The organism is Curtobacterium sp. VKM Ac-2887 (assembly GCF_015350935.1).
GTDB lineage: Bacteria > Actinomycetota > Actinomycetes > Actinomycetales > Microbacteriaceae > Curtobacterium.
This window is the reverse complement of record NZ_JADKSB010000023.1, coordinates 26627-46741: the sequence shown is the minus strand read 5'-3', so window position 1 is coordinate 46741 and position 20115 is coordinate 26627. Positions and strand designations below refer to the sequence as shown.

The 20115-nt window shown below is 72.3% G+C and carries 19 protein-coding genes; 13 read left to right on the top strand and 6 right to left on the bottom strand.

Annotated features, from left to right (window positions below; all coding sequences use genetic code 11):
* Positions 1-136 precede the first annotated feature (136 nt).
* A complete protein-coding gene (locus ITJ69_RS18210) occupies positions 137-1378 on the bottom strand; it encodes an ROK family transcriptional regulator (RefSeq protein WP_123294056.1) in 1242 nt (413 codons plus the stop codon).
* 137 nt (positions 1379-1515) lie between these two features.
* On the bottom strand, positions 1516-2565 hold the full coding sequence (locus ITJ69_RS18205; protein ID WP_194673591.1) for a zinc-binding dehydrogenase: 1050 nt from the start codon (positions 2563-2565) through the stop codon (positions 1516-1518).
* 78 nt (positions 2566-2643) lie between these two features.
* Here ITJ69_RS18205 and ITJ69_RS18200 point away from each other — a divergent pair, with 78 nt between their 5' ends.
* Together ITJ69_RS18200 and ITJ69_RS18195 are read left to right on the top strand one after the other, a co-directional pair.
* A complete protein-coding gene (locus ITJ69_RS18200) occupies positions 2644-3588 on the top strand; it encodes a DUF3097 domain-containing protein (RefSeq protein WP_194673590.1) in 945 nt (314 codons plus the stop codon).
* A 71-nt stretch (positions 3589-3659) separates the two neighbouring features.
* A complete protein-coding gene (locus tag ITJ69_RS18195) occupies positions 3660-4313 on the top strand; it encodes a spermidine/putrescine ABC transporter substrate-binding protein (RefSeq protein ID WP_123294054.1) in 654 nt (217 codons plus the stop codon).
* Positions 4314-4602: 289 nt separating this feature from the next.
* Here the strand turns inward: ITJ69_RS18195 and ITJ69_RS18190 are convergent, their stop codons facing one another.
* Both ITJ69_RS18190 and ITJ69_RS18185 read right to left on the bottom strand, forming a co-directional pair.
* Positions 4603-5631 carry a LacI family DNA-binding transcriptional regulator gene (locus tag ITJ69_RS18190; protein ID WP_323743149.1) on the bottom strand — a complete coding sequence of 343 codons (1029 nt, stop codon included), beginning with the start codon at positions 5629-5631 and terminating at the stop codon, positions 4603-4605.
* Positions 5628-6050 carry a DUF3054 domain-containing protein gene (locus tag ITJ69_RS18185; protein WP_235035981.1) on the bottom strand — a complete coding sequence of 141 codons (423 nt, stop codon included), beginning with the start codon at positions 6048-6050 and terminating at the stop codon, positions 5628-5630. Before ITJ69_RS18185 ends, ITJ69_RS18190 begins: the two co-directional genes overlap by 4 nt.
* Positions 6051-6171: 121 nt before the next feature.
* Between ITJ69_RS18185 and ITJ69_RS18180 the strand changes: the two genes are divergently transcribed.
* The 9 genes from ITJ69_RS18180 to ITJ69_RS18140 all read left to right on the top strand — a co-directional run bounded on the left by ITJ69_RS18180 (position 6172) and on the right by ITJ69_RS18140 (position 16310).
* On the top strand, positions 6172-7122 hold the full coding sequence (locus ITJ69_RS18180) for a hypothetical protein (protein WP_131921619.1): 951 nt from the start codon (positions 6172-6174) through the stop codon (positions 7120-7122).
* A 257-nt stretch (positions 7123-7379) separates the two neighbouring features.
* Positions 7380-8537, top strand: a complete 1158-nt coding sequence (locus tag ITJ69_RS18175; protein ID WP_159574140.1) for an extracellular solute-binding protein — start codon at positions 7380-7382, stop codon at positions 8535-8537.
* Positions 8534-9574, top strand: a complete 1041-nt coding sequence (locus ITJ69_RS18170; protein ID WP_194673588.1) for an ABC transporter permease — start codon at positions 8534-8536, stop codon at positions 9572-9574. The genes ITJ69_RS18175 and ITJ69_RS18170 overlap by 4 nt, the downstream gene beginning before the upstream one ends.
* On the top strand, positions 9571-10383 hold the full coding sequence (locus ITJ69_RS18165) for an ABC transporter permease (RefSeq protein WP_194673587.1): 813 nt from the start codon (positions 9571-9573) through the stop codon (positions 10381-10383). Before ITJ69_RS18170 ends, ITJ69_RS18165 begins: the two co-directional genes overlap by 4 nt.
* 65 nt (positions 10384-10448) lie before the next feature.
* Entirely contained in the window at positions 10449-11555 is a 1107-nt protein-coding gene (locus ITJ69_RS18160; RefSeq protein ID WP_194673586.1) for an ABC transporter ATP-binding protein, read from the top strand.
* A complete protein-coding gene (locus ITJ69_RS18155) occupies positions 11552-13150 on the top strand; it encodes an inositol monophosphatase family protein (protein ID WP_194673585.1) in 1599 nt (532 codons plus the stop codon). Before ITJ69_RS18160 ends, ITJ69_RS18155 begins: the two co-directional genes overlap by 4 nt.
* Before the next feature lie 430 nt (positions 13151-13580).
* Entirely contained in the window at positions 13581-14402 is an 822-nt protein-coding gene (locus ITJ69_RS18150; RefSeq protein ID WP_228506082.1) for a hypothetical protein, read from the top strand.
* A 61-nt stretch (positions 14403-14463) separates the two neighbouring features.
* On the top strand, positions 14464-15465 hold the full coding sequence (locus ITJ69_RS18145) for an ATP-binding cassette domain-containing protein (protein ID WP_123340758.1): 1002 nt from the start codon (positions 14464-14466) through the stop codon (positions 15463-15465).
* Positions 15462-16310, top strand: coding sequence for an ABC transporter permease (locus ITJ69_RS18140; RefSeq protein ID WP_123294045.1), 849 nt, complete (start codon positions 15462-15464; stop codon positions 16308-16310). Before ITJ69_RS18145 ends, ITJ69_RS18140 begins: the two co-directional genes overlap by 4 nt.
* A gap of 24 nt (positions 16311-16334) precedes the next feature.
* Here ITJ69_RS18140 and ITJ69_RS18135 read toward each other — a convergent pair whose 3' ends face one another.
* Both ITJ69_RS18135 and ITJ69_RS18130 read right to left on the bottom strand, forming a co-directional pair.
* Entirely contained in the window at positions 16335-16997 is a 663-nt protein-coding gene (locus ITJ69_RS18135) for a LuxR C-terminal-related transcriptional regulator (protein ID WP_194673584.1), read from the bottom strand.
* Positions 16994-18226, bottom strand: coding sequence for an ATP-binding protein (locus tag ITJ69_RS18130; RefSeq protein ID WP_194673583.1), 1233 nt, complete (start codon positions 18224-18226; stop codon positions 16994-16996). Before ITJ69_RS18130 ends, ITJ69_RS18135 begins: the two co-directional genes overlap by 4 nt.
* Positions 18227-18340: 114 nt before the next feature.
* Here ITJ69_RS18130 and ITJ69_RS18125 point away from each other — a divergent pair, with 114 nt between their 5' ends.
* Together ITJ69_RS18125 and ITJ69_RS18120 are read left to right on the top strand one after the other, a co-directional pair.
* Positions 18341-19738, top strand: coding sequence for a PspC domain-containing protein (locus ITJ69_RS18125; RefSeq protein ID WP_159574147.1), 1398 nt, complete (start codon positions 18341-18343; stop codon positions 19736-19738).
* Between the two features lie 11 nt (positions 19739-19749).
* Entirely contained in the window at positions 19750-20016 is a 267-nt protein-coding gene (locus tag ITJ69_RS18120; RefSeq protein WP_148058357.1) for a hypothetical protein, read from the top strand.
* The last annotated feature ends 99 nt before the right edge of the window (positions 20017-20115 follow it).

Below are 20115 nucleotides of genomic sequence, written 5' to 3'. Positions count from 1 at the left end.
CGGGACGTTCGGTTCGGGGAGGGACAAGGCGGTACTCGCTCTCTGGTCTCGCTCCGTCGCCGTCCGTTTCCGGGCGCGACGAAGAGCCCTGTGACAGGGCTGGGTAATGGTGCCTCGAGTGGTGCGGGTGGAACGTTCAGGGGCGCTCGACGGGGTCCGGCGTCGGGGCATCGTCACTGATGCGCTCGAGCCGGTCCGCGAGCGCGGTGCGGACGACGTCGATGAGGACGTGCCGCGCACCGTGCAGGACAGGGGTGTCGGGGACGCCGGGCGCGACCACGGCGGTGGACCAGCGCGAGCGGGTCCGGAGCCAGGCGGTCACGGCGGCGGCCAGGGCGGGGCCACCGGCGATCCCGGTCGGGCCGTGCAGGACGACCGTCTCGGGATCGGCCACGGCGAGGGCGGGGAGCACGTTGTGCCCGACGCGCTCGCCGAGGGCGACGGTGAAGGGGTGCTGCTCGGGCAGGCCGGGCAGTTGCGGGAGCACCTGGCGCCAGTCGGCTGCGGTGCCGTCCGGTGCCGTGATCCCGTGCTCGGCGGCCAGGGCGATGATCGCGGACTCGGAGATGAGGTCCGCGACGATCGTGGCCGTCGGGTCGATGGAGCGTGCGTCGGCGGGCACGCTGAGGTAGCCGATCTCCCCCGCGGCACCGGAGGCGCCGGTGTGCAGGTGACCGTGCAGGTCGAGGGCCATGCCGAGGCCCTCGGCCATCCAGAAGAGCGCGAAGGACCCGGGAGCCCGACCGGCGCCCATGTTGCGTTCGGCGATGGCGGCGAGGTTGGCGTCGTTCTCGACGACGACGTGGACCCCGAGCTCGGCGGAGAGGGTCGCGCTGACCTGCTCACGAGGCCAGCCGGGCAGTCCGTCGGTGAAGATGAGGGTGTCGGTGGCGTGGTCGACACTCGCCTGCACACCCACCGCGACGGCGGTGACGAGCTCGGGGTCGACACCGGCCGCGGCGGCTGCGCGGGAGATCGCTGCGGCGACGATGTCGGCGCCGGGGGAGCGCACCTCGGCCTCGGACATCCGGTGCGTGGCGACCGGGAACGTGCGACCGGCGGCGTCCACCACGGTCGACCGGACGTCGACGAGCTGGACGTCCACCGCGACACCGAGGTCGCGGTCGGTGATCGCTTCGTACACGACGGCGCTCGGCCCGCGACGCCCGGCCTGGGTGTCCGTGCCGGCCTGGCGGATGAGCGCAGCCGATTCGAGCCGGCGGATGATCTCGGCGGCGGTGGGCTTGCTGAGCCCGGTGCGCTGCGCGATCTCGTTGCGGGTGAGCGGGCCGTCGTCGAGCAGCAGCTCGAGGGCCGCACGGTCGTTCAGGACGCGCAGCAGACCGGGCTGGCCGGGGGTGCGTCCTCGTGTGGTCATGTCGAGGACTGTAACGGACAACCTTCTTTACTGAAAGGTTTGTTTACCGATTCGAAACACGCGTTCTGCTGCGCGAAACGTGCCGCCCCGACCCAGGCGCGCCGGACGCCGACCGGGCGCGGGCGAGCGACCGGCGCCTACGGCCGCAGCAGCACCTTGATCGCCCGGCGCTCGTCCATCGCCCGGTACGCCTCGGCGGCCTCGTCGAGCGGCAGCTCCAGGTCGAACACGCGCCCGGGGTCGATCGCTCCGGACAGCACGTCGGGCAGCAGCTCCGGGATGTACTTCCGTGCCGGCGCCATCCCGCCCGCGACGGTGATGTTCGTGTCGAAGAGGTAGCGCGTACCGATCGTCGGCACGCCGTGCGGGACCCCGACGAAGCCGAGGTTGCCGCCCGCGCGCACCGAGTGCAGCGCCTGGTCCATGCTCTCCTCGGTGCCCACGGCCTCCACCGCGCAGTCGGCGAGGTCGCCGCCGAGCAGCTCGCGGATCGCCGCGACGCCCTCCTCGCCGCGCTCGGACACGATGTCCGTCGCGCCGAACTCGCGTGCCAGCGCCTGGCGATCGGCGTGCCGGCTCATGGCGATGATGCGCTCGGCGCCGAGTCGCTTCGACGCGAGCACGGCGGACAGGCCGACCGCGCCGTCGCCGACCACCACGACCGTCTTGCCCGGACCGACCGCCGCCGACACCGCGGCGTGGTGCCCGGTGGAGAAGACGTCGGACAGGGTCAGCAGCGACGGCACGAGTGCCGGGTCGACGGGGCCGGGCACCGCCACCAGCGTCGCGGACGCGTCCGGGATGCGGACGTACTCGGCCTGCGCGCCGCCGACCGGGTCGCCGTACGCGTCCTTCCCGCCGAAGCCGGACAGGTGGTCGCAGCCGCTGGTCATCCCGTGGCGGCAGGCCTGGCAGGTGCCCTCGTTCATCGTGAAGGGGGAGATGACGAAGTCGCCCTCGTGCAGGTCGGTGACCGCGTCGCCGACGGCGACGACCTCGCCGACGAGTTCGTGCCCGATCGGCCGGGGCTCCTTCGTCTTCGTGACGCCGCGGTACGGCCACAGGTCCGAGCCGCACACGCACGCGGCGACGACCTTGACGACGACGTCCTTCGGGGTGAGGACCGAGGGGCGGTCGCGCTCCTCGACGCGGATGTCGTTGGGGGCGTGGATGATCGCTGCGCGCACGGGAGGCCTTCCGTCGAGATGGTGGGTGTCGGCGCGGTCGACGTCGTCCGGGCCGACGTCGACAGTACCCTCGTGCGGGTGGACGACGACCGGTACGGCGGGGACGTGCTCTCGGGAGACTGGCGCTCCCGCGGGGTGAAGAAGGTGCGGCAGGTGCCGCTCGAACGCGACATGGTGCTCGAGGACCCGGACTCCGGGTGGGCCGGTGCCGTCGTCGGACTCGAGGCGGGCAACATCGCGCTCGAGGACTGGAAGGGCCGCACCCGCTCGTTCCCCTTCACCGGGCAGTTCCTGCTCGAGGGCGAGCTCGTCACACTGGGCCGCCCGCGGGCGCCGGTCGGCCGGTCTGCCGCAGCTGCTGCCGGCTCGCCGGGTTCGCTGGGTTCCGTTCACTCGGACTGGAGGCCCGGGGCCGCGCCCGCCGTGCGGCAGGCGTCCGACGGTGGTCGCCTCCGCACCGCGTCCGGGTCTTTCGCGGTGGAGTCGCAGCGTGCCCGGGTGGCCCTGCCGAGCCGGATCATGGTCGAGGGCAAGCACGACGCCGAGCTCGTCGAGAAGGTCTGGGGTGCCGACCTGCGCGTCGAGGGTGTCGTCGTCGAGGAGCTCTCCGGCGTCGACAACCTGGCTTCGGTGCTCGATGAGTTCCAGCCCTCGCGAGACCGTCGCGTCGGCGTGCTCGTCGACCACCTGGTGCCCGGGTCGAAGGAGTCCCGGTTCGCCGACGCCGTGATGCGCGGCAAGTGGGGCGCGCACGTGCTCGTCGTCGGGCACCCGTTCGTCGACGTCTGGCAGTCCGTGAAGCCCGCCCGCGTCGGACTGCAGTCCTGGCCGACGATCCCGCGGTCGATCGAGTGGAAGAAGGGGATCTGCCAGGCGCTCGGGTGGCCGAACGCCGAGCAGGCCGACATCGCGCGGGCGTGGCAGCGGATCCTCGGGCAGGTGCGCACCTTCGCCGACCTCGAGCCGCAGCTGCTCGGCCGTGTCGAGGAGCTCATCGACTTCGTGACGGAACCCAAGGCCTGAGAACCCGGCCGTTCTGGGCAGGCGCGCGGAATGAGCGGGTGATCCGCGCCTCCGCTCCGTATCGTTGAGGGATGGACGGCATCGACGGACGCGTGCGCAGCGCTGTCGACGTCTGGCTGCGCTGGCTGCCGCGCTGGCAGATCGGCACCGCACGCCCGCGCACCCGCATCTGCCGGAAGTGCACCGGGTCCCCGATCGCGAGTGCCGCCGGCTTCGGGCAGGACGTCCCGCACGCCGTCCAGCACGCGCTCATCGGCCGGATCTCGACCATCGTCGAGGACGCCGTCGACGACTACACCGCCAAGAACCTGCCGCTGCTGCAGCGCGAGCTCGAGCGTGCGGCGGCGCGGAAGCGGCACGCCGGCTACCAACCGGCGGAGGGGCTGTCGCCCGAGTTCCAGGGCCTCGACGTCGATCCCGAGCCCTCGCCGGGTTCGCCGTTCCTCTTCACGCTCGGGGAGCTCGCGGGGACGGGCGCGGGGGAACAGACACCACGGGAGCCGCTGTCGGACGAGGCGAAGGCGGCGCTCCGGCACGAGATCGAGCTGTCCGACGAGTGCGCTCGCTCGACCGGGACGGCGGTGTGCCTGGCGCTCATCGACCACCGTCCGCGCATCGCCGAGGCGGTCGAGCGCCTGGTCGAACCGCAGATCGAGGCGCTCGTGTCCGACATGTTCCGCGGGTTCGACGGCCCGGACGAGGGTCCGCGCAGCGGGCTGTTCTAGCCGTGGCGGCGCGCGGCGCGTGGCGGTGGCGCGCGGTGGCGGCGGCGGTGGCGGCGAAGCCCGCACCGTGCGGAGTCCCGCGATCCGTGCGAGGTTGCTCGCTCCGTGCGCCCTTGTGGCGCCGCACCGAGCCATCACTGCTGCACAGGCCGGCGAAGCTCGCACCGTGCAGCACTCGGGAACCTCGCACGTGCCCACGAAGCTGGCACCGTCTACCCCGGAGCGCACCGTGCTTGACTAGCTGACCCCGCACGAGCCGGCGAAGCTCGCACCGAGCGTGGTCCGTCACTCAGCGGGGGAGCAGGGTGCGGCCCGGCACGACCGTGCCCCGGAGTGAGCGGTGCTCGACAGCACGCGTCGGGTCGTCGATCCGGCCGATGACGAGGTCGATCGCCTCGCGGCCGATGCGTTCGATCGGCTGCTCGAGCGTCGTGAACCCGATCCAGTCGCTCGCGAGGGGGTACACGCCGTCGAACCCGGTGACCGACAGGTCGTGCGGGACCCGGACACCGCGGCGGGCGAGCGCCTCGCACACGTCGAGCATGAGCCGGTCCGTCGGACACATCACCGCGGTCACGTCCGACTCGTGCATCGCGTCGACCAGGTCGGCGGCGAGGTCGTCCGGTGGTCGCACGAAGCTGGCGTCGATGTCGATGACCCGGACACCACGCGCGCGGAGCCGTTCGACCATCGCCGTCGAGCGGGCGTGCTGCGTGATCGCGTTGTCGAGCGGGACGGTGAGTACGGCGACCGTGCCGTGGCCGGCGTCGGCGACGGCGTCGGCGATGGTCGCGCCACCGTCCACCTCGTCGCAGTACACGCTGGACAGTGCCGGGTGGAGTTCGGGCCGACCGGCGACCACGGTGGCGATCCGCGGGGCGAACTCGGCGATGTCGGCCGACGGCATCAAGCCGCTGCAGACCACGAGGCCGTCCACCCGCATCGACACGAGTGCGGCGAGTGCGGACTTCTCGTCCTCGACACGGCCGACACCCGTGGTGGTGACGACGCGGTAGCCCAGCTCGGACGCGCGGCGCTCCATCACGGCGTGCAGTGCGGTGTAGACCATCGACGACGCATCGCGGACGAGCATCCCGATGGTGTGCGTCCGACCGCTGACGAGCCCGCGTGCCATGGCGTTGGCGACGTACCCGAGCTCGGCTGCGGCGCGCTCGACCCGCTCGCGAGTCTCGTCGGAGAACCGTCCGGTGCCGGAGAGGACACGGCTCACCGCCGACTTCGAGACGCCTGCTCGTGCGGCGACGTCGAGGATGGTCGGCTGGGACCCGCGGCTGCCGTTCACGCGGCTGCCGTTCACGCCTCGGTCGCGGCGGCGTCCTGCCGGGACCGCGACGCGGTGAAGCGCAGCACCCCGCGGGCGATCGCGCGCCAACCGAGCAGGAACACCCCGAGCACGATCGTGGCGACGATGACGAAGGAGATCGGCAGCGGGTTGCCGTCGACGTCGCCCTGACCCGTGGCGACGCGGATCGCCATGCCGACGAACACCGTGAGGATCCAGACGACGACGCCGGTCGGCCAGAAGCGCAGCGGGCGGGCCCAGGCTCCACTCGTCACGTACCCGATCGCCCAGCCCGCCAGGAACGGGTAGACGGTGGTCCAGATCCCCAGTGCGGTGTTGCCCTCGCCGTGGGAGGAACGGCCGATGAGCGCGAAGACGACGATGAGGACGACGTCGATGACGGCTGCGAGCCAACCCCAGGTGCGTGTGTTCACCCGGACAGTCTCGCAGCCCGGACGGCTCCGGCCTCTCCACAGGCGGGCGTCGCCCTCGTCTTGTCCACAGATCCGCCGCCGTCCCGACGGCTCCCGTTCCCCGACCATCACCATCGTCGGGGTGAACCGTCAGATCGCCCTCGCCCCACTTCCCGCCGTCACCGTCCTCCGGACCTCGGCGCACCATCCAGCCGAGTCCGAGGTGATCAGGAGGCGGGCGGACGCGCAGGAGCTCGTCCGCATCGGGCGAGGGAAGTTCGTCGACGCTGCCGCTTGGGCAGCCCTCCGGCCAGCGGAACAGCACCTGGTCCGCGTCGGTGCGTCCGCCGATCGCATCGGACCCGACCAGGTCGTCTCACACGTCTCGGCGGCGGTCGTACTCGGTGTGCCGACGGTGTCGCCGCCGCCCGATCGAGTGCACGTGACCTCGGTCGGGAGTGATCGGCGGACCACGAATGCTTCCTTCGTCGTCCACGCCGACCTCGACCCGGTACCAGACCCGAACCGGATCAGCACGCCGGAAGGCCTGCAGCTGAGCGGACCTGTTCGGATCGCTGCCGACGTGGCCCTCACGCTCCCGTTCATGGACGCCGTCGTGGCGCTTGACGACCTGCTCCGTCGGGGTCTTCCCCGAGCAGCCGTGCGCGACACGATCGCGCGACGTGGCCCCAAGGGGCGCCGTCGCGCGCTCCGTGCGGTGGACTTCGCCGACTCCGCGTCGGACTCGCCGGGTGAGTCGATCGCGCGCACCCGGTTCGATCAGTTCGGCACGGAGGAGCCCGTCCTGCAGCACCGTTTCCGGTCGTCCGGGCAACCGGACATCGTGGTGGACTTCTGGTTCCCCTCGGCCGGCGTCGTGGTCGAGTTCGACGGCGAGGTGAAGTACCGGGACCCGACGATGCGGAACGGGCGTTCGGCGGAGGACGTGGTCATCGCCGAGAAGTACCGGGAGGACCGGCTGCGGTCCATGCCCGGCGTCCGGCACGTCGTGCGGTTGCGATGGGCTGATCTCTGGGACGAGGCGACGTTGCGCGCGAAGCTGCGGCGGGCAGGCGTTCGGATGCGACGCTGAGCGCGCCGTGCGAAGTTCGCCACTCGGTGCGAGGTTGTTGCGGCGCACGGGGTGATCAACCTCGCACCAGAGCAGGCGCTGCGACGGCCACGCACCCCCGGAGTTCACCCGGCGGCGACGCCCGCGGCACCCGGCGTTCACCCGGCAGCGCCACACTCGACCTCGGCGCGGGAACGTTCCCACACGGCCCGCGCCGCACCACCCCGCACCACCCCACCCCGCACGACCCCACCCCACGGAACAGGGAGATCATCGACGTGAAGACCCGAGTCCTCGCCGGCCTCGCCATCGCGGCGGCCGCGACCGTCGCACTGTCCGGCTGCGTCCAGAGCGCCAACGCCTCGAACGCCGCGGACACGAGCGGCGGCACCACGAACCTCACCGTGTTCATCAGCGGCGACACGAACGTCCAGGACCTCTGGGACAAGTCGCTCATCCCCGCCTTCGAGAAGGCGAACCCGAAGATCCACGTCAGCACGAGCATCGACCTGCACGGCGAGCACGACGCGCAGACCCAGGCGAACCTGGCCACCGCGGTCAAGGCCGGCAAGTCCGTCGCGTACGACCTGGTCGACGCCGGCTTCGTCAGCACCGCGGGCAAGGCCGGACTGCTCAGCACGGTCAGCGACAGCACGATCCCGAACCTGAAGGACGTCCCCGAGGCCACGAAGCAGCAGGGCGGCGACAGCGCGATCCCGTACCGCGCCTCGAGCGTCCTGCTCGCCTACGACTCGAGCAAGGTGACGGACCCGCCGGAGACCCTCGACGACCTCCTCGCCTGGATCAAGTCCAACCCCGGTCAGTTCGCGTACAACTCCCCGTCGTCCGGCGGCTCGGGCGGCTCGTTCGTCGCCACGGTGCTCGCGAAGTACCTGACCGCGGATGAGCAGGCGACGATGCAGACGACGTACGACAAGTCGCTCGAGTCGAAGTGGGACAAGGGCTTCGCAGCGCTCAAGGACCTCGGCCCCTCGACGTACCAGAAGGGGGTCTACCCGAACGGCAACGACCAGGTCGTGCAGCTGCTCGGCAGCGGCCAGATCGCGATGGCGCCGGTGTGGAGCGACCAGTTCATCACCTCGCAGAAGACCGGCGTGATCCCGAAGACCGTCAAGGCGATCCAGATCACCGACCCGTCGTTCACCGGCAGCGCCAGCTTCCTCGGCATCCCGAAGACCGAGCCGAAGGCCAAGAAGGCCGCCGCCGAACAGCTCGCCGACTTCGTGCTGAGCTCCAAGGGGCAGCAGCTCGTCGCGAGCGCCGTCTCCGGCTACCCGGTCATCCCGCTCGACAGCCTGCCGGCGTCGGTCGCGGAGCAGTTCGCCGACGCGAACCCCTCGCAGCTCCGCCTCGGGTTCCAGAGCGACTTCGCCGCCGACATGAACGCGGCGTGGGACGCGAAGGTCCCGCAGTGACCCAGACCGTCCAGGACGGCCCGGCGACCGACCGGGAGGCCCGTGGCGACTCCGCCACGGGCCTCCCGCCCGTCCCGTCGCCCGTCCACGGCACGGCGGACACCGCAGGTCGGCTGTCCGTCCAGGAGCGGCTCGACCGCCGTCGGCGGTGGCAGGGCCTCGCCCTCGTCGCGGCGCCCGTCCTCGTCGTGGTCCTGTTCGTCGGCGTGCCTGTCGTGAACGCCGCCCTGTTCAGCCTCGGGTTCACCGGCGGCCTGAACCAGGCACTTGCGGACATCGGCGGCGACACCGTGCGCGGCTTCTCGTTCGCCGTGTACGGCACCCTGCTCGGCAACGCCACGTTCCTGCGCGACCTCGTCGCGACGCTCGGGGTCACCGCGCTGTCGACCGGCCTGACCGTGGCGCTCGCCGTGGCGGTGGCCGTGATCCTCCGGCTCCGCGGTGGCTTCCTCGGCAAGAGCCTCAGCGTCCTGGCCGTGGTCCCGCTCTTCGTGCCGGTGGTCATCGCGAGCTGGTCGGTCCTGACGTTCACCGATGCGCAGGGCTTCCTCCGCAGCCTCGGTGCCCAGTTCGGCCTCGACGTCCCGGTGTGGGGCTACACCCTCGTCGCCGTCGTGTTCGGCAGCGTCTGGACGAGCCTGCCGTTCGCCGTGCTGATGATCGCCGGCGCGCTGCAGGGGACCCCGGACGCCCTGGTCGAGGCCGCGAAGGACGCCGGCGCGAGCACCTGGCGTGTGGTCTGGCAGGTGCTCCTGCCGATGGCGGCGACCCCGCTCGTCATCGCGACGACGTTCACCGTCATCGGGGTCCTCGGGTCGTTCACGGTGCCGTACTTCACCGGTCCGAACGCCCCGACGATGCTCGGTGTCGACATCTCGAAGTACTTCCAGGCCTACAACCGCCCGCAGCAGTCGACGGCGATGGCGTTCATCGTGTTCGCCTTCGCCGCGGCCGCGAGCGTGTTCTACCTGCGCTCGACGGTCCGGGCGAACGCCGGCGAGCTGCGGAAGCAGCAGCAGAAGCAGGAGCAGCCGTGATCAAGCGACTCACCGGGAACACCCTCGTCTGGGCGACCGCTGTCGTGCTGGCCGTCTTCGTGCTCGGTCCGCTCCTCTGGCTGGCGGCTCGTGCCTTCGCCACGACCTGGACGTACCCGAACCTGTTGCCCGACGGCTGGACGCTGCAGTGGTGGCGCACCGTGTTCGAGGACCGGAGCCTTGCGGTCGCCGTCCAGAACTCGCTCGTCCTCGCCCCGCTGACGGTCCTCATCGCCGCCGTGGTCTGCCTGCCGGCCGCGTGGGCGATCAGCCGCATCGAGTTCCCTGGGCGACGGCTCGTCCTGGTCGGGCTGTTCGCCACGAACGCGTTCCCGAAGATGGGCCTCTTCGTCACGATGTCGGCCATGTTCACCGCGCTGAACCTCATGAACACGGTCACGGGCATCCTCATCGTGCACGTCCTCGGGTGCGTGGTGTTCATGACGTGGCTGCCCGCCGCCGCGTTCTCGGCCGTGCCGCGGTCCCTCGAGGAGGCAGCACGCGACGCCGGAGCGAGCCGCTGGCGGACCTTCTGGCGGGTGACGTTCCCGATCGCGTGGCCGGGGATCCTCGTCGCGATGGTGATGTCCTTCCTCGCGTCGTTCGACGAGGCGCAGGGCACGTACCTGGTCGGCGCCCCGACGTACATGACGATGCCGACGGCGATGTACTCGCTCGTCCTGAACTCCCCACGGCAGGTCTCGGCGGTGTTCGCGATCGCGCTGAGCATCCCGTCCGTGGTCCTGCTGCTCCTCGCCCGGAAGCACATCATGGGCGGCCGCCTGGCGGACGGCTTCCAGATCCGATGACCCGGCCGCAACCGACCGAGCCGACACCCGGACCGACACCCGGACCGACACCCGGACCGACACCGATGACCACCACCAGCACGAAAGGCGACCAGATGACGGACCAGGCGCTCGTCGCGGAACGCACCACGGGCCTCCCGGCCGACGGCAGCACGACGGACCGGACCCGATCCGGCGGACTCAGCATCCGCGGACTGCGCAAGACGCTCGGCGGACGCGACGTCGTCGCCGGCATCGACCTCGACGTGGCGAAGGGCGAGCTCGTCTCGCTCCTCGGGCCGTCCGGGTGCGGCAAGACGACGACGCTCCGGATGGTGGCGGGGTTCCTGCCCGCCGACGGCGGCGTCGTGACGATGGGGGACCGCGACGTCACGTCGATCGGTCCGGAGCGTCGGCCGAGCGCGATGGTGTTCCAGAACTACGCGCTGTGGCCGCACATGACGGTGACGCAGAACGTGGCGTTCCCGCTGCGGACCAGACGCGTGCCGAAGCAGCGCGTCGCCGAGCGGGTGCGCGACGCACTCGAGCTCGTCGGGCTGAGCCACCACGCCGGGTCGAAACCGACCGCGATCTCGGGCGGTGAGCAGCAGCGGGTCGCCCTGGCGCGGGCGATCGTGCAGGAGCCCGACGTGCTGCTCCTCGACGAGCCGCTGTCGAACCTCGACGCGAAGCTCCGGGTGAGCGTCCGCGACGAGATCCGGCGCATCCAGCAGCGTCTCGGCATCACGACCGTGATCGTGACGCACGACCAGGACGAGGCGCTCAGCATCTCGGACCGGATCGCGGTCATGCACGACGGCCGCATCGAGCAGATCGCGACGCCCACCGAGCTGTACGCCCGCCCCGCGACCGGGTTCGTCGCGTCGTTCATCGGGTCGACGAGCCCCGTCACCGGCCGGTTCCTGGCCGGCACGTCGGTCAGCCCCACCGTGGCGGACACGGTCCTGATCCGACCCGAGCAGGTCGTGCTCACCGACGACTCGCCGATCCGTGCGACCGTCGCCCGCGTGCTGATGCGCGGGCACTTCGCCGAGGTCGTGCTGGCCGCCGACGGCGCCGAGCTCCGCGCGTTCGTCACCGGAGCACCCCCGACGGTCGGCACCGAGACCGGGGTCCGCCTCGGCGAGGTGCTCGTGTACCGCGACGGCGCCCTGCTCGAGGGCACCCGATGAGCGCCCCGGTGTCGGCGCCCGCCGACCAGGTGGTCGCCACCAGCCCGACCGGGAGGCCCGGCGTGCGTCCGCCACGGCTCGTCGCCCACCGCGGTGCGCCGCGCGTCCGGCGCGAGAACACCTTGCCCGCCATCGCGGTCGCCGAGGCGCTCGGCGCCGAGGTCATCGAGGTCGACGTCCGTCGCACGGCCGACGACGTCGCCGTCCTGCTGCACGACGAGACCCTCGGCCGGATGTGGGGCGATGCCCGACGGGTGTCCGACGTCGCGTGGTGCGACGTCGCCCGGCTCGGCAACGGACTCGACCGGATCCCGCGGCTCGACGCCGCCCTCGAACGGCTCGACGGCTGCCACTCGGTGCTGCTGGTCGACCTGACGGACGCGGCCGACGGACTCGTCGCTGCCCGCACCGTCGCGGGGTCCACCGCGTCCACCACCGTGGCGTGGTGCGGAGCGCCAGCGGCCATGGCGGCGGTCCGCTCGGTGCTGCCCGACGCCGACGTCTGGCTCGCGTGGGAGTCGCTCGACCCGCCCACTCCGGCCGACCTGGAGGCCTTGACCCCGTCCACCCTGAACCTCGACATCGCGTTCCTCACCCCGCGCACCATCGAGGCCGCGCACGCCCTGGGGCTGCGGGTCGCCGTCTGGACCGTCGACGAAGCCGAACCGGCGCTCTGGGCGGCACGGCTCGGCGTCGACTCGATCACGACGAACGACGTCGGCGCGATCGGCGCCGCACTGTCGTCGGCGGAGCGGGACGGCTGGCCGGAACGGGACCGCGAACCGACCGAGACCGAGGTCGCCTCGCGCGCCCAAGCCCTGGCACACCGCATCGCGCACGAGGTCATCGCCTTCACCCGCGAGCACCCCGTCAGCGAGGTACGGACCAAGGCGAACCCCGCAGACCTCGTCACCGACGTGGACCGACTGGTCGAACAGCACGTCCGGTCCCGCGTCCGGATGGCGTTCCCGACGCACGGCTTCACCGGCGAGGAGTACGGCGACGCCCCCGGCGACCGGCACCGCTGGTACCTGGACCCCGTCGACGGCACCACGAACCTGGCGAACGGCGTGCCCTGGACGTCGATGTCGCTCTGCCTGACCCGCGGTGGCCGGCCGCTCGTCGGCGTCGTGGCCGACCCGTGGCGGGGCGAGGTCCTCGAGGCGCGGCGCGGACGCGGTGCCACCCTGCGCGACCGTCCGCTCCAGCTGGACGACACCCCGCGGCCGCTCGCCGGTGCGGTCGTCGGCACCGAGCTCGACGGGCACCGGCCGTGGCCCGGGTTCGGCGCGTTCCTCGACGCCCTGGCCGACCGGTCGTGCACACTGCGGGTGCAGGGCTCCGGCACGTTGACCATCGCGCAGGTCGCGGCCGGCCGGGGGATCGGCGGGTGCGTGTCCGCGTTCAACCCGGTCGACCACGGGGCCGCCGTGCTGCTCGTGCACGAGGCCGGCGGGATCGTGCTGACCCGCTCCGGTCCGGTCGAGGGCTTCCCGCCCGTGGGGGAGCCGTTCCTGGTGGCGCACCCCGGGGCCGCCGACGAGCTGCACGCGGTGTGGACGGCCGCGCTCGCCGCGGGCGCGGCGGCGGGCTGAGTCGGCGCGTGCGCGCGGCAGGTGTGGTCGGCGCACGGTGCAGGGCCTGCGTTCTGGTGCGGGGTTGGCCGCTGGGTGCGGTGCTGTAGGCGTGCACGGTGCTGCCGACCCGGCACGGGTCGTGCAGGTGCGCACGGTGCGGACTGGAGGCGCGGGGCGGGTCGGGTACGGGCCTCCCGTCGGGTGGGTGGTGCGCACGGTGCGGGGCCTGCGTTCTGGTGCGTGGTTGGCCGCTGGGTGCGGTGCTGTAGGCGCGCACGGTGCTGCCGACCCGGCACGGGTCGTGCAGGTGCGCACGGCGCACCCGCGGGCGCGGCGGCGCACGGCTGACTCTGAGCGGGCGCTCAGTCAGCGGCCGACCGCGCTCCATAGGGTGGCAGGCCACGGGCGGTCCGACCGGATCACCCGTGCACCCGAAGGAGCATCGACCATGGGATTCCTCGACCGCCTGCTCGGACGTCCGGACCGCGACCGCACCGGTGACGCGCAGCAGTACGACGCGCAGCAGAACCAGTGGGGGCAGCCGCAGCAACCGCAGCAGCAGGGCTACCGGTACGGCCAGCAGTCGTACCATCAGCCCGCGCCGACGGGGGTGCCGGCCGGGCAGCAGCAGGGCGGCCAGTACGGCGTGCCGCAGTGGGGCGGTGCACCCGCGCAGCAGCAGGGCGCGACGACCGACGACGAGCGCGCGGTGGAGCGGTACCGCTACCTGCTCCGCACGGCGCCGCCCGAGCGCATCGAAGAGGTGCACGCCGAGGCGTTCGCCAAGCTGACCGACGAACAGCGCCGCATGGTCTACGACGAGTTCACCCGCACGGCGCCTCCCGGTGAGGCCCCGCGCGGCGACGACCCCCGCTCGCTCGCGCAGTCGGCGACGCGGTCCGAGATCCGCCAACCGGGCTTCATGGAGCGCTCGCTCGGTGGCGTCGGCGGTGGTGGCCGCTTCGGTGGGCAGCGCGGCGGACCGTCGTTCGGCAGCATGATCGGTGCCTCGATCCTCGGCACCGTGGCCGGCTACGTCATCGGTTCGGCGATCATGAGCGCCTTCCTGCCGGACCCCGGATCGTTCGATGGCGGTACTGACGCTGCGGGTGACGGTGGTTCGGAGGACACTGGAGCCGACTCCGGTGACGGCGGTGCGTCCGATGGTGGCGCGTCCGACGGCGGCGGGTTCGAGAGTGCGGGCTGGGGCGACAGCGGATCCGACTTCGGCGGTGGCTCCAGTGACTTCGGTGGTGACTTCGGCATCTGAGTGACCGGTCACGAGTTCCCACCGACCCACTGATATTCTCCGTGGTCGACAAGGGAGCGACATGGCCATCATCGAAGCCTCCGGGCTGACCAAGACCTACCGGTCGAAGTCCGGGCCGGTGCACGCACTGGCCGGACTCGACCTGTCCGTGCCGCAGGGCACCGTGAAGGCGCTGCTCGGGCCGAACGGCGCGGGCAAGACCACGACCGTGAAGGTGCTCACCACCCTCATCACCCCGGACTCCGGGACGGCCACGATCGACGGCATCGACGTGATCGCCGACCCCCAGGCCACCCGGCGGTCCATCGGGGTGTCCGGGCAGTACGCCGCGGTCGACGAGAACCTGACCGGCTTCGAGAACCTCGAGATGATCGGTCGGCTCTACCACCTGGGCCGGAAGACGTCGCGGGAGCGTGCCCGTGAGCTCATCGACGTGTTCGACCTGGCCGAGGCCGGGGACCGCCCGGTGAAGGGCTTCTCCGGTGGCATGCGGCGACGGATCGACCTCGCCGGGGCCCTCGTGATGAACCCGCGCGTGCTGTTCCTCGACGAGCCGACCACGGGCCTCGACCCCCGCAGCCGGCTGGCGCTCTGGGGCATCATCGAGGACCTGGTGGCCCAGGGTGCCACGGTCCTGCTCACCACGCAGTACCTCGAAGAAGCCGACCGGCTCGCCGACGACATCGCGGTCATCGACGACGGCCGGGTCATCGCCGAGGGCACCGCTGACCACCTCAAGGCGCAGGTCGGCGGCCACCGGGTCGTCGTGACCCTGGTGGACGAGACCGACGGTGACGCCGTGACGACCGTCCTGCGGCGCTACGGTGTCGGCGACGTCGAGGCCTCTGGTGACGGCCGCACCCACGCCATCGCGGTCGAGGCCGGCCCCACCGCGCTGCAACGGGTGCTCGCCGACCTCGGCGACGCCGGCATCGAGCTGCACGACGCGGGCATGCGCCGACCGACGCTCGACGACGTGTTCCTGCGGCTCACCGGCCACGCCGCGACGGAGGACGAGGCCGACGAAGCCGCCGCCACCAAGCAGAAGGAGACGGCCCGATGACCGCCACCACCATCGCGCCGGGTCGGCAACTGCCCGTCGTCGTCACCTCGCCGGTCGCCATCTGGTTCGAGGACGGCTGGACCGTCACCAAGCGGAACCTCATCAAGATCAAGCGGTCGCCGGACATGCTCGTGTTCGCGGTGCTGCAGCCCATCATGTTCGTCCTGCTCTTCAGCCAGGTCTACGGTGGCGCGATCGCGGTCGAGGGCACCGACTACACGCAGTTCCTGATGGCGGGGATCTTCGCGCAGACCGTCGTGTTCGGGGCGACCTTCTCGGGGTCGGCGATGGCACAGGACCTGAAGGAAGGCCTGATCGACCGGTTCCGCACGCTGCCGATGTCGGCGTCCGCGGTGCTCGTCGGTCGGACCAACTCCGACCTCGTGCTCAACTCGATCTCGATGGCGATCATGATGCTCACCGGGCTGGCCGTCGGGTGGCGGGTGAACTCGTCGCCGCTCGAGTTCCTGGCCGGCATCGCCCTGCTGCTGCTGTTCAGCTACGCGTTCAGCTGGGTGATGGCGCTGCTCGGCATGAGCGTCAAGACGCCGGAGGTCATCAACAACGCCTCGTTCATGATCCTGTTCCCGCTGACGTTCATCTCGAACGCCTTCGTGCCGAGCGACACGCTGCCCCTGGTGCTGCGGGTGTTCGCGGAGTGGAACCCGGTGTCGTCGCTCGTGCAGGCGGCCCGTGAGCTGTTCGGCAACGTCGGGTCGGCGCCGGTGCCGGACATCTGGACGATGCAGCACCCGATCGTGACGGTGCTGATCGGGATCGCCGTGATGCTCGTCGTGTTCGTGCCGTGGGCGGTCAACAAGTACACCCGCATCAGCGCGAAGTGAGACAGATCGGGTCGACGTGGGCGCTCAGAGCAGCTTGCGCTGCAGCGCCCACGCCGTCAGCTCGTGCCGGTTCGACAGCTGCAGCTTCCGCAGCACGCTCGACACGTGGGTCTCGACGGTCTTCACCGAGATGAAGAGCTCGGACGCGACCTCTTTGTAGGCGTACCCGCGCGCGATGAGGCGCATCACCTCCTGCTCGCGCGCCGACAACCGGTCGAGTTCCGCGTCGTGCTGCGCGGTCTCGCCGCTCACCGCACCGAAGGCGTCGAGCACGAAGCCGGCCAGGCGGGGCGAGAACACCGCGTCGCCCTCCGCCACCCGTCGGACGGCCTCGGCCACCTCGGCGCTCGACGAACTCTTCGTGATGTACCCGCGGGCCCCGGCCCGGATCACCCGCACGACGTCGTCGGCCGCGTCGGACACGCTCAGCGCCAGGAACAGCGTGCCCGGGCGCTCGGCAGCGGACCGCGTGATCACCTCGGCGCCGCCACCGCCGGCTCCGCCGGGCAGGTGGACGTCGAGCAGGACGACACGGGGTGCGGTGGTCGCCACGAGCGTCACGGCTTCGTCGACGGTGGCGGCTTCACCCACGACCTGGAGGCCCGGTGGCAGTCCGGCGCGCACGCCGGCTCGGAAGATGGAGTGGTCGTCGACGATGGCGACGGTGAGCAGGTCGGGCTCGGTCATGCGTCCTCCTCGTGGTGGGGGTCGGAGGGCGCGAGCGGCAGCCGGAGCCGGACCTCGGTCCCGGTGCGACCGGGCCCCGGGGCGATGGTCGCCCGGCCGCCGAGTCGGTGCATCCGCCCGGTGATCGACTCGCGCACGCCGTACCGTCCCTCGGGCACAGCGTCGGGGTCGAAGCCCGGCCCACGGTCGCGGATGCTGACCTCGACGACGTCCTGCGCGGTCTCGGCGTACACGCTGATCGTGCCGCCGGCGTGCCGGGCCGCGTTGAGCATCCCCTCGCGGGCAGCGGCGACGACACCGTCGGGCAGGTCGGTGCGCGACGGACCGACCGCGATGACGTCGATGCGGACCGGGTACTCGGCCTCGATGTCGACGGCGGCGTCGCGCAGTTCGGCGCCGAGGTCACGGGCCGGCTCGGTCTGCCCAGCGAACAGCCACGACCGCAGTTCGCGTTCCTGCGCCCGGGCGAGCCGTGCGGCATCGGAGCCGGGCTCGGCCTTCTGCTGGATGAGCGCGAGCGTCTGCAGCACCGAGTCGTGCAGGTGCGCGGCGAGTTCGGCGCGCTCGAGGTCGCGGACCCGTGCCGCGCGCTCGTCGGCGAGGTCCCGGACGAGCCGCACGACCCAGGGCGCGACGACCACGGCGACGCCGAGCAGCACCGCGACCGCTGCGCTGAGCACCGTCCACACGTTCGGCCGGTCGCTCGTGGTGAAGAACAACAGGATGCCGAGCACGACGAGCACCAGTGCCCCGAGCGCCCGGACGACCAGGGGGGACGACGCCGCGGCCCGGACGGTGCGCAGGGCGTCGAACTGCCGCCAGGCCAGGGCAGCACCGGTGACGACCACGACACCGGGCACGACGACCTCGAGCGGGACCTGGGTGCCGAGGCGCACGGCGACGATCGCGCCCCCGGCGGCGAGCAGTGCGAGTCCGAGCAGGATCTCCACGACGGGTGCTCGACGGCTCACGGTCACGGTCGCGTCGCCGTCGCCGTTCGCACGGGGCGCCGTGAGGACGGCCTTGAGCGGTGACGTCGCGGCCACCGTCGCGCTCGGGGTGGTGGCCCACAGCCACGCGTAGAGCAGGACCCCGGCCCCGCCGCAGACCGTCAGGACCGCCGTCGCCGCCCGGACGGCCCCGAGTGGCAGACCGGTGTGCGTCGCGAACCCGCTGCAGACACCGCCGAGGACCCTGGGGGTCGGGCGGGTCATCCGAGCGGTGGCCATGGGCCAATCCTGGCACTCGGGCGCCCGCACCAGCAGGGTTCGGGGCAGGGATCAGGGACCGGTCAGGGGAAACCCCGATGGTGTCCGCCACCGCGGGCCGGGATGCTGGAGACCATGACCGATCACCAGCACGACACGGCTCCCGGCCCGGCTGCCGGCACCGCCGACTCGACGGCCCGGTTCTTCGACTGGATCCGCGGACTCGACGTCGCCCGCACCGACGACCGCTGGCTCGCCGGCGTCTGCGGTGCCGTGGCCCGACGCACCGGACTCGACCCGCTCGTCGTCCGCGGCGTCGCGATCGTCGTCGCCCTGCTCGGCGGTCCGGTCTTCCTGGCGTACGCCGTCGGGTGGGCGCTGCTGCCGGACACCACAGGACGGATCCACGTCGAGCGGATGATCCGCGGCGTGCTCGACCCGGCGCTCATCGGGATCGGCGTCTTCGTGGTGCTGACCTTCGTGCCCGCGGTCCAGGGGATCTGGTGGCAGGGCGTGCCCTCGGCGTGGGGGATGCCCGGCTGGCTCGAGGCGACCCTGCGCACGGCGTGGAGCATCGCGCTCGTCGGCGGGATCGTCTGGCTGGCCGTGGTGGTCGCGCGTCGTCGCACCGACGGGCCGACGCCCGACGCTGACGCCGCCGCGGCAGCGGGGACACGGCGCGACTTCTGGACGAGCCCCGACGACCCGCGCCCGGCCGGTGGAGCCGCGTGGACGGCGGACGCGGGGGAGGCGTCGGACGCGGGCCGGGCCTCCTGGCAGTGGAACGCCCCCGGCACCCCGCAGGACCGACAGCGGCGACACGACGAGCGGATGCGCGCCGAACGGGAGCGGGCGGCCGCCTGGCGCGCGACCCGCGCCGAGCGACGGTCGAGCGCGGCGTACGTCGCCGTGTCGCTCGGGCTGGCGCTCGTCGCCGGGGCCGGCGTCGCGGTCTGGGCGCAGGCGGAGGCCTGGCCGGTGGCGGTGCTCGGCATCGCCGCGGCGGTCGCCGTGCTGGCGATCGCGACCATCGTCGCCGGGATCCGGGGACGCGACGACGGTGCCCTCGGCCTGTTCTCGACGATCGGGGTCGTCGCCCTGGTCGTCACCGGGGTGCTGCCCGCCGGCACGCAGGTCTCGCTGATCGGCGGGACCACCTGGCGGGTCGACAGCGTCGCCGCCGGGTCGGAACGGAACTACGCGATGCTCGTCGGCGGGCCGACCCTCGACCTGCGCGGCCTCGACGAGACCGACGCCGGCGGGGACGTGAACCTGTGGCTCGGCGCCGGCGGGGCCGAGGTGCTGCTGCCGACCGACGTGCCGGTCCGGGTCGAGGTGAGCGGCGTCGGGTACGGCGTCGACACCGACGGCGACTCCGGCGACGACGGCAGCGGCGGGCTGTTCGGCACGACCACCGTCGAGAACCGGGCGGCACGGTCCGCCGGTACCGATGCGGTCGGGACGACGACCGTGCACCTGTGGATCCTCGGGGGCGCCGCCGACGTGCCCCGTGCGCTGACCGTCAACGAGTGAAGGACGAGACGATGACGAACGACGACGAGACGACCCAGACGTTCCCACCTGCGGCGCCGGTACCGGCACCGGAACCTGCGCGGGCGCGCCGTGGTGCACGCTTCGGCACGATCTTCTGGGGTGTGGTGCTGCTCGTGTTCGCGATCGCGATGGCCGTGAGCGCGATCCCGGTGTTCTCGGTCGACCCGACCACCCTGTTGCTGGCGGCCTGCCTGGCGGCCGGAGCCCTGCTGGTGGTGGCGGGGCTGGTGGCGGTGTTCACCAGGCCCCCGCGGTAGCCGGACCGGGTTGTCCGGCGGGAGCCGGACCGGGTTGTCCGGCGGGAGCCGGACCGGGTTGTCCGGCGGGAGCCGGACCGGGTTGTCCGGCGGGAGCCG

Excerpts from the sequence above, each read along its gene's own strand:
- ITJ69_RS18155 (WP_194673585.1), top strand. The coding sequence starts at position 11,552 with ATGAGCGCCCCGGTGTCGGCGCCCGCCGACCAGGTGGTCGCCACCAGC.
- ITJ69_RS18210 (WP_123294056.1), bottom strand. The coding sequence starts at position 1,378 with ATGACCACACGAGGACGCACCCCCGGCCAGCCCGGTCTGCTGCGCGTC.
- ITJ69_RS18140 (WP_123294045.1), top strand. The coding sequence starts at position 15,462 with ATGACCGCCACCACCATCGCGCCGGGTCGGCAACTGCCCGTCGTCGTC.
- ITJ69_RS18135 (WP_194673584.1), bottom strand. The coding sequence starts at position 16,997 with ATGACCGAGCCCGACCTGCTCACCGTCGCCATCGTCGACGACCACTCC.
- ITJ69_RS18120 (WP_148058357.1), top strand. The coding sequence starts at position 19,750 with ATGACGAACGACGACGAGACGACCCAGACGTTCCCACCTGCGGCGCCG.
- ITJ69_RS18150 (WP_228506082.1), top strand. The coding sequence starts at position 13,581 with ATGGGATTCCTCGACCGCCTGCTCGGACGTCCGGACCGCGACCGCACC.
- ITJ69_RS18130 (WP_194673583.1), bottom strand. The coding sequence starts at position 18,226 with ATGGCCACCGCTCGGATGACCCGCCCGACCCCCAGGGTCCTCGGCGGT.
- ITJ69_RS18125 (WP_159574147.1), top strand. The coding sequence starts at position 18,341 with ATGACCGATCACCAGCACGACACGGCTCCCGGCCCGGCTGCCGGCACC.
- ITJ69_RS18160 (WP_194673586.1), top strand. The coding sequence starts at position 10,449 with ATGACCACCACCAGCACGAAAGGCGACCAGATGACGGACCAGGCGCTC.
- ITJ69_RS18145 (WP_123340758.1), top strand. The coding sequence starts at position 14,464 with ATGGCCATCATCGAAGCCTCCGGGCTGACCAAGACCTACCGGTCGAAG.
- ITJ69_RS18195 (WP_123294054.1), top strand. The coding sequence starts at position 3,660 with ATGGACGGCATCGACGGACGCGTGCGCAGCGCTGTCGACGTCTGGCTG.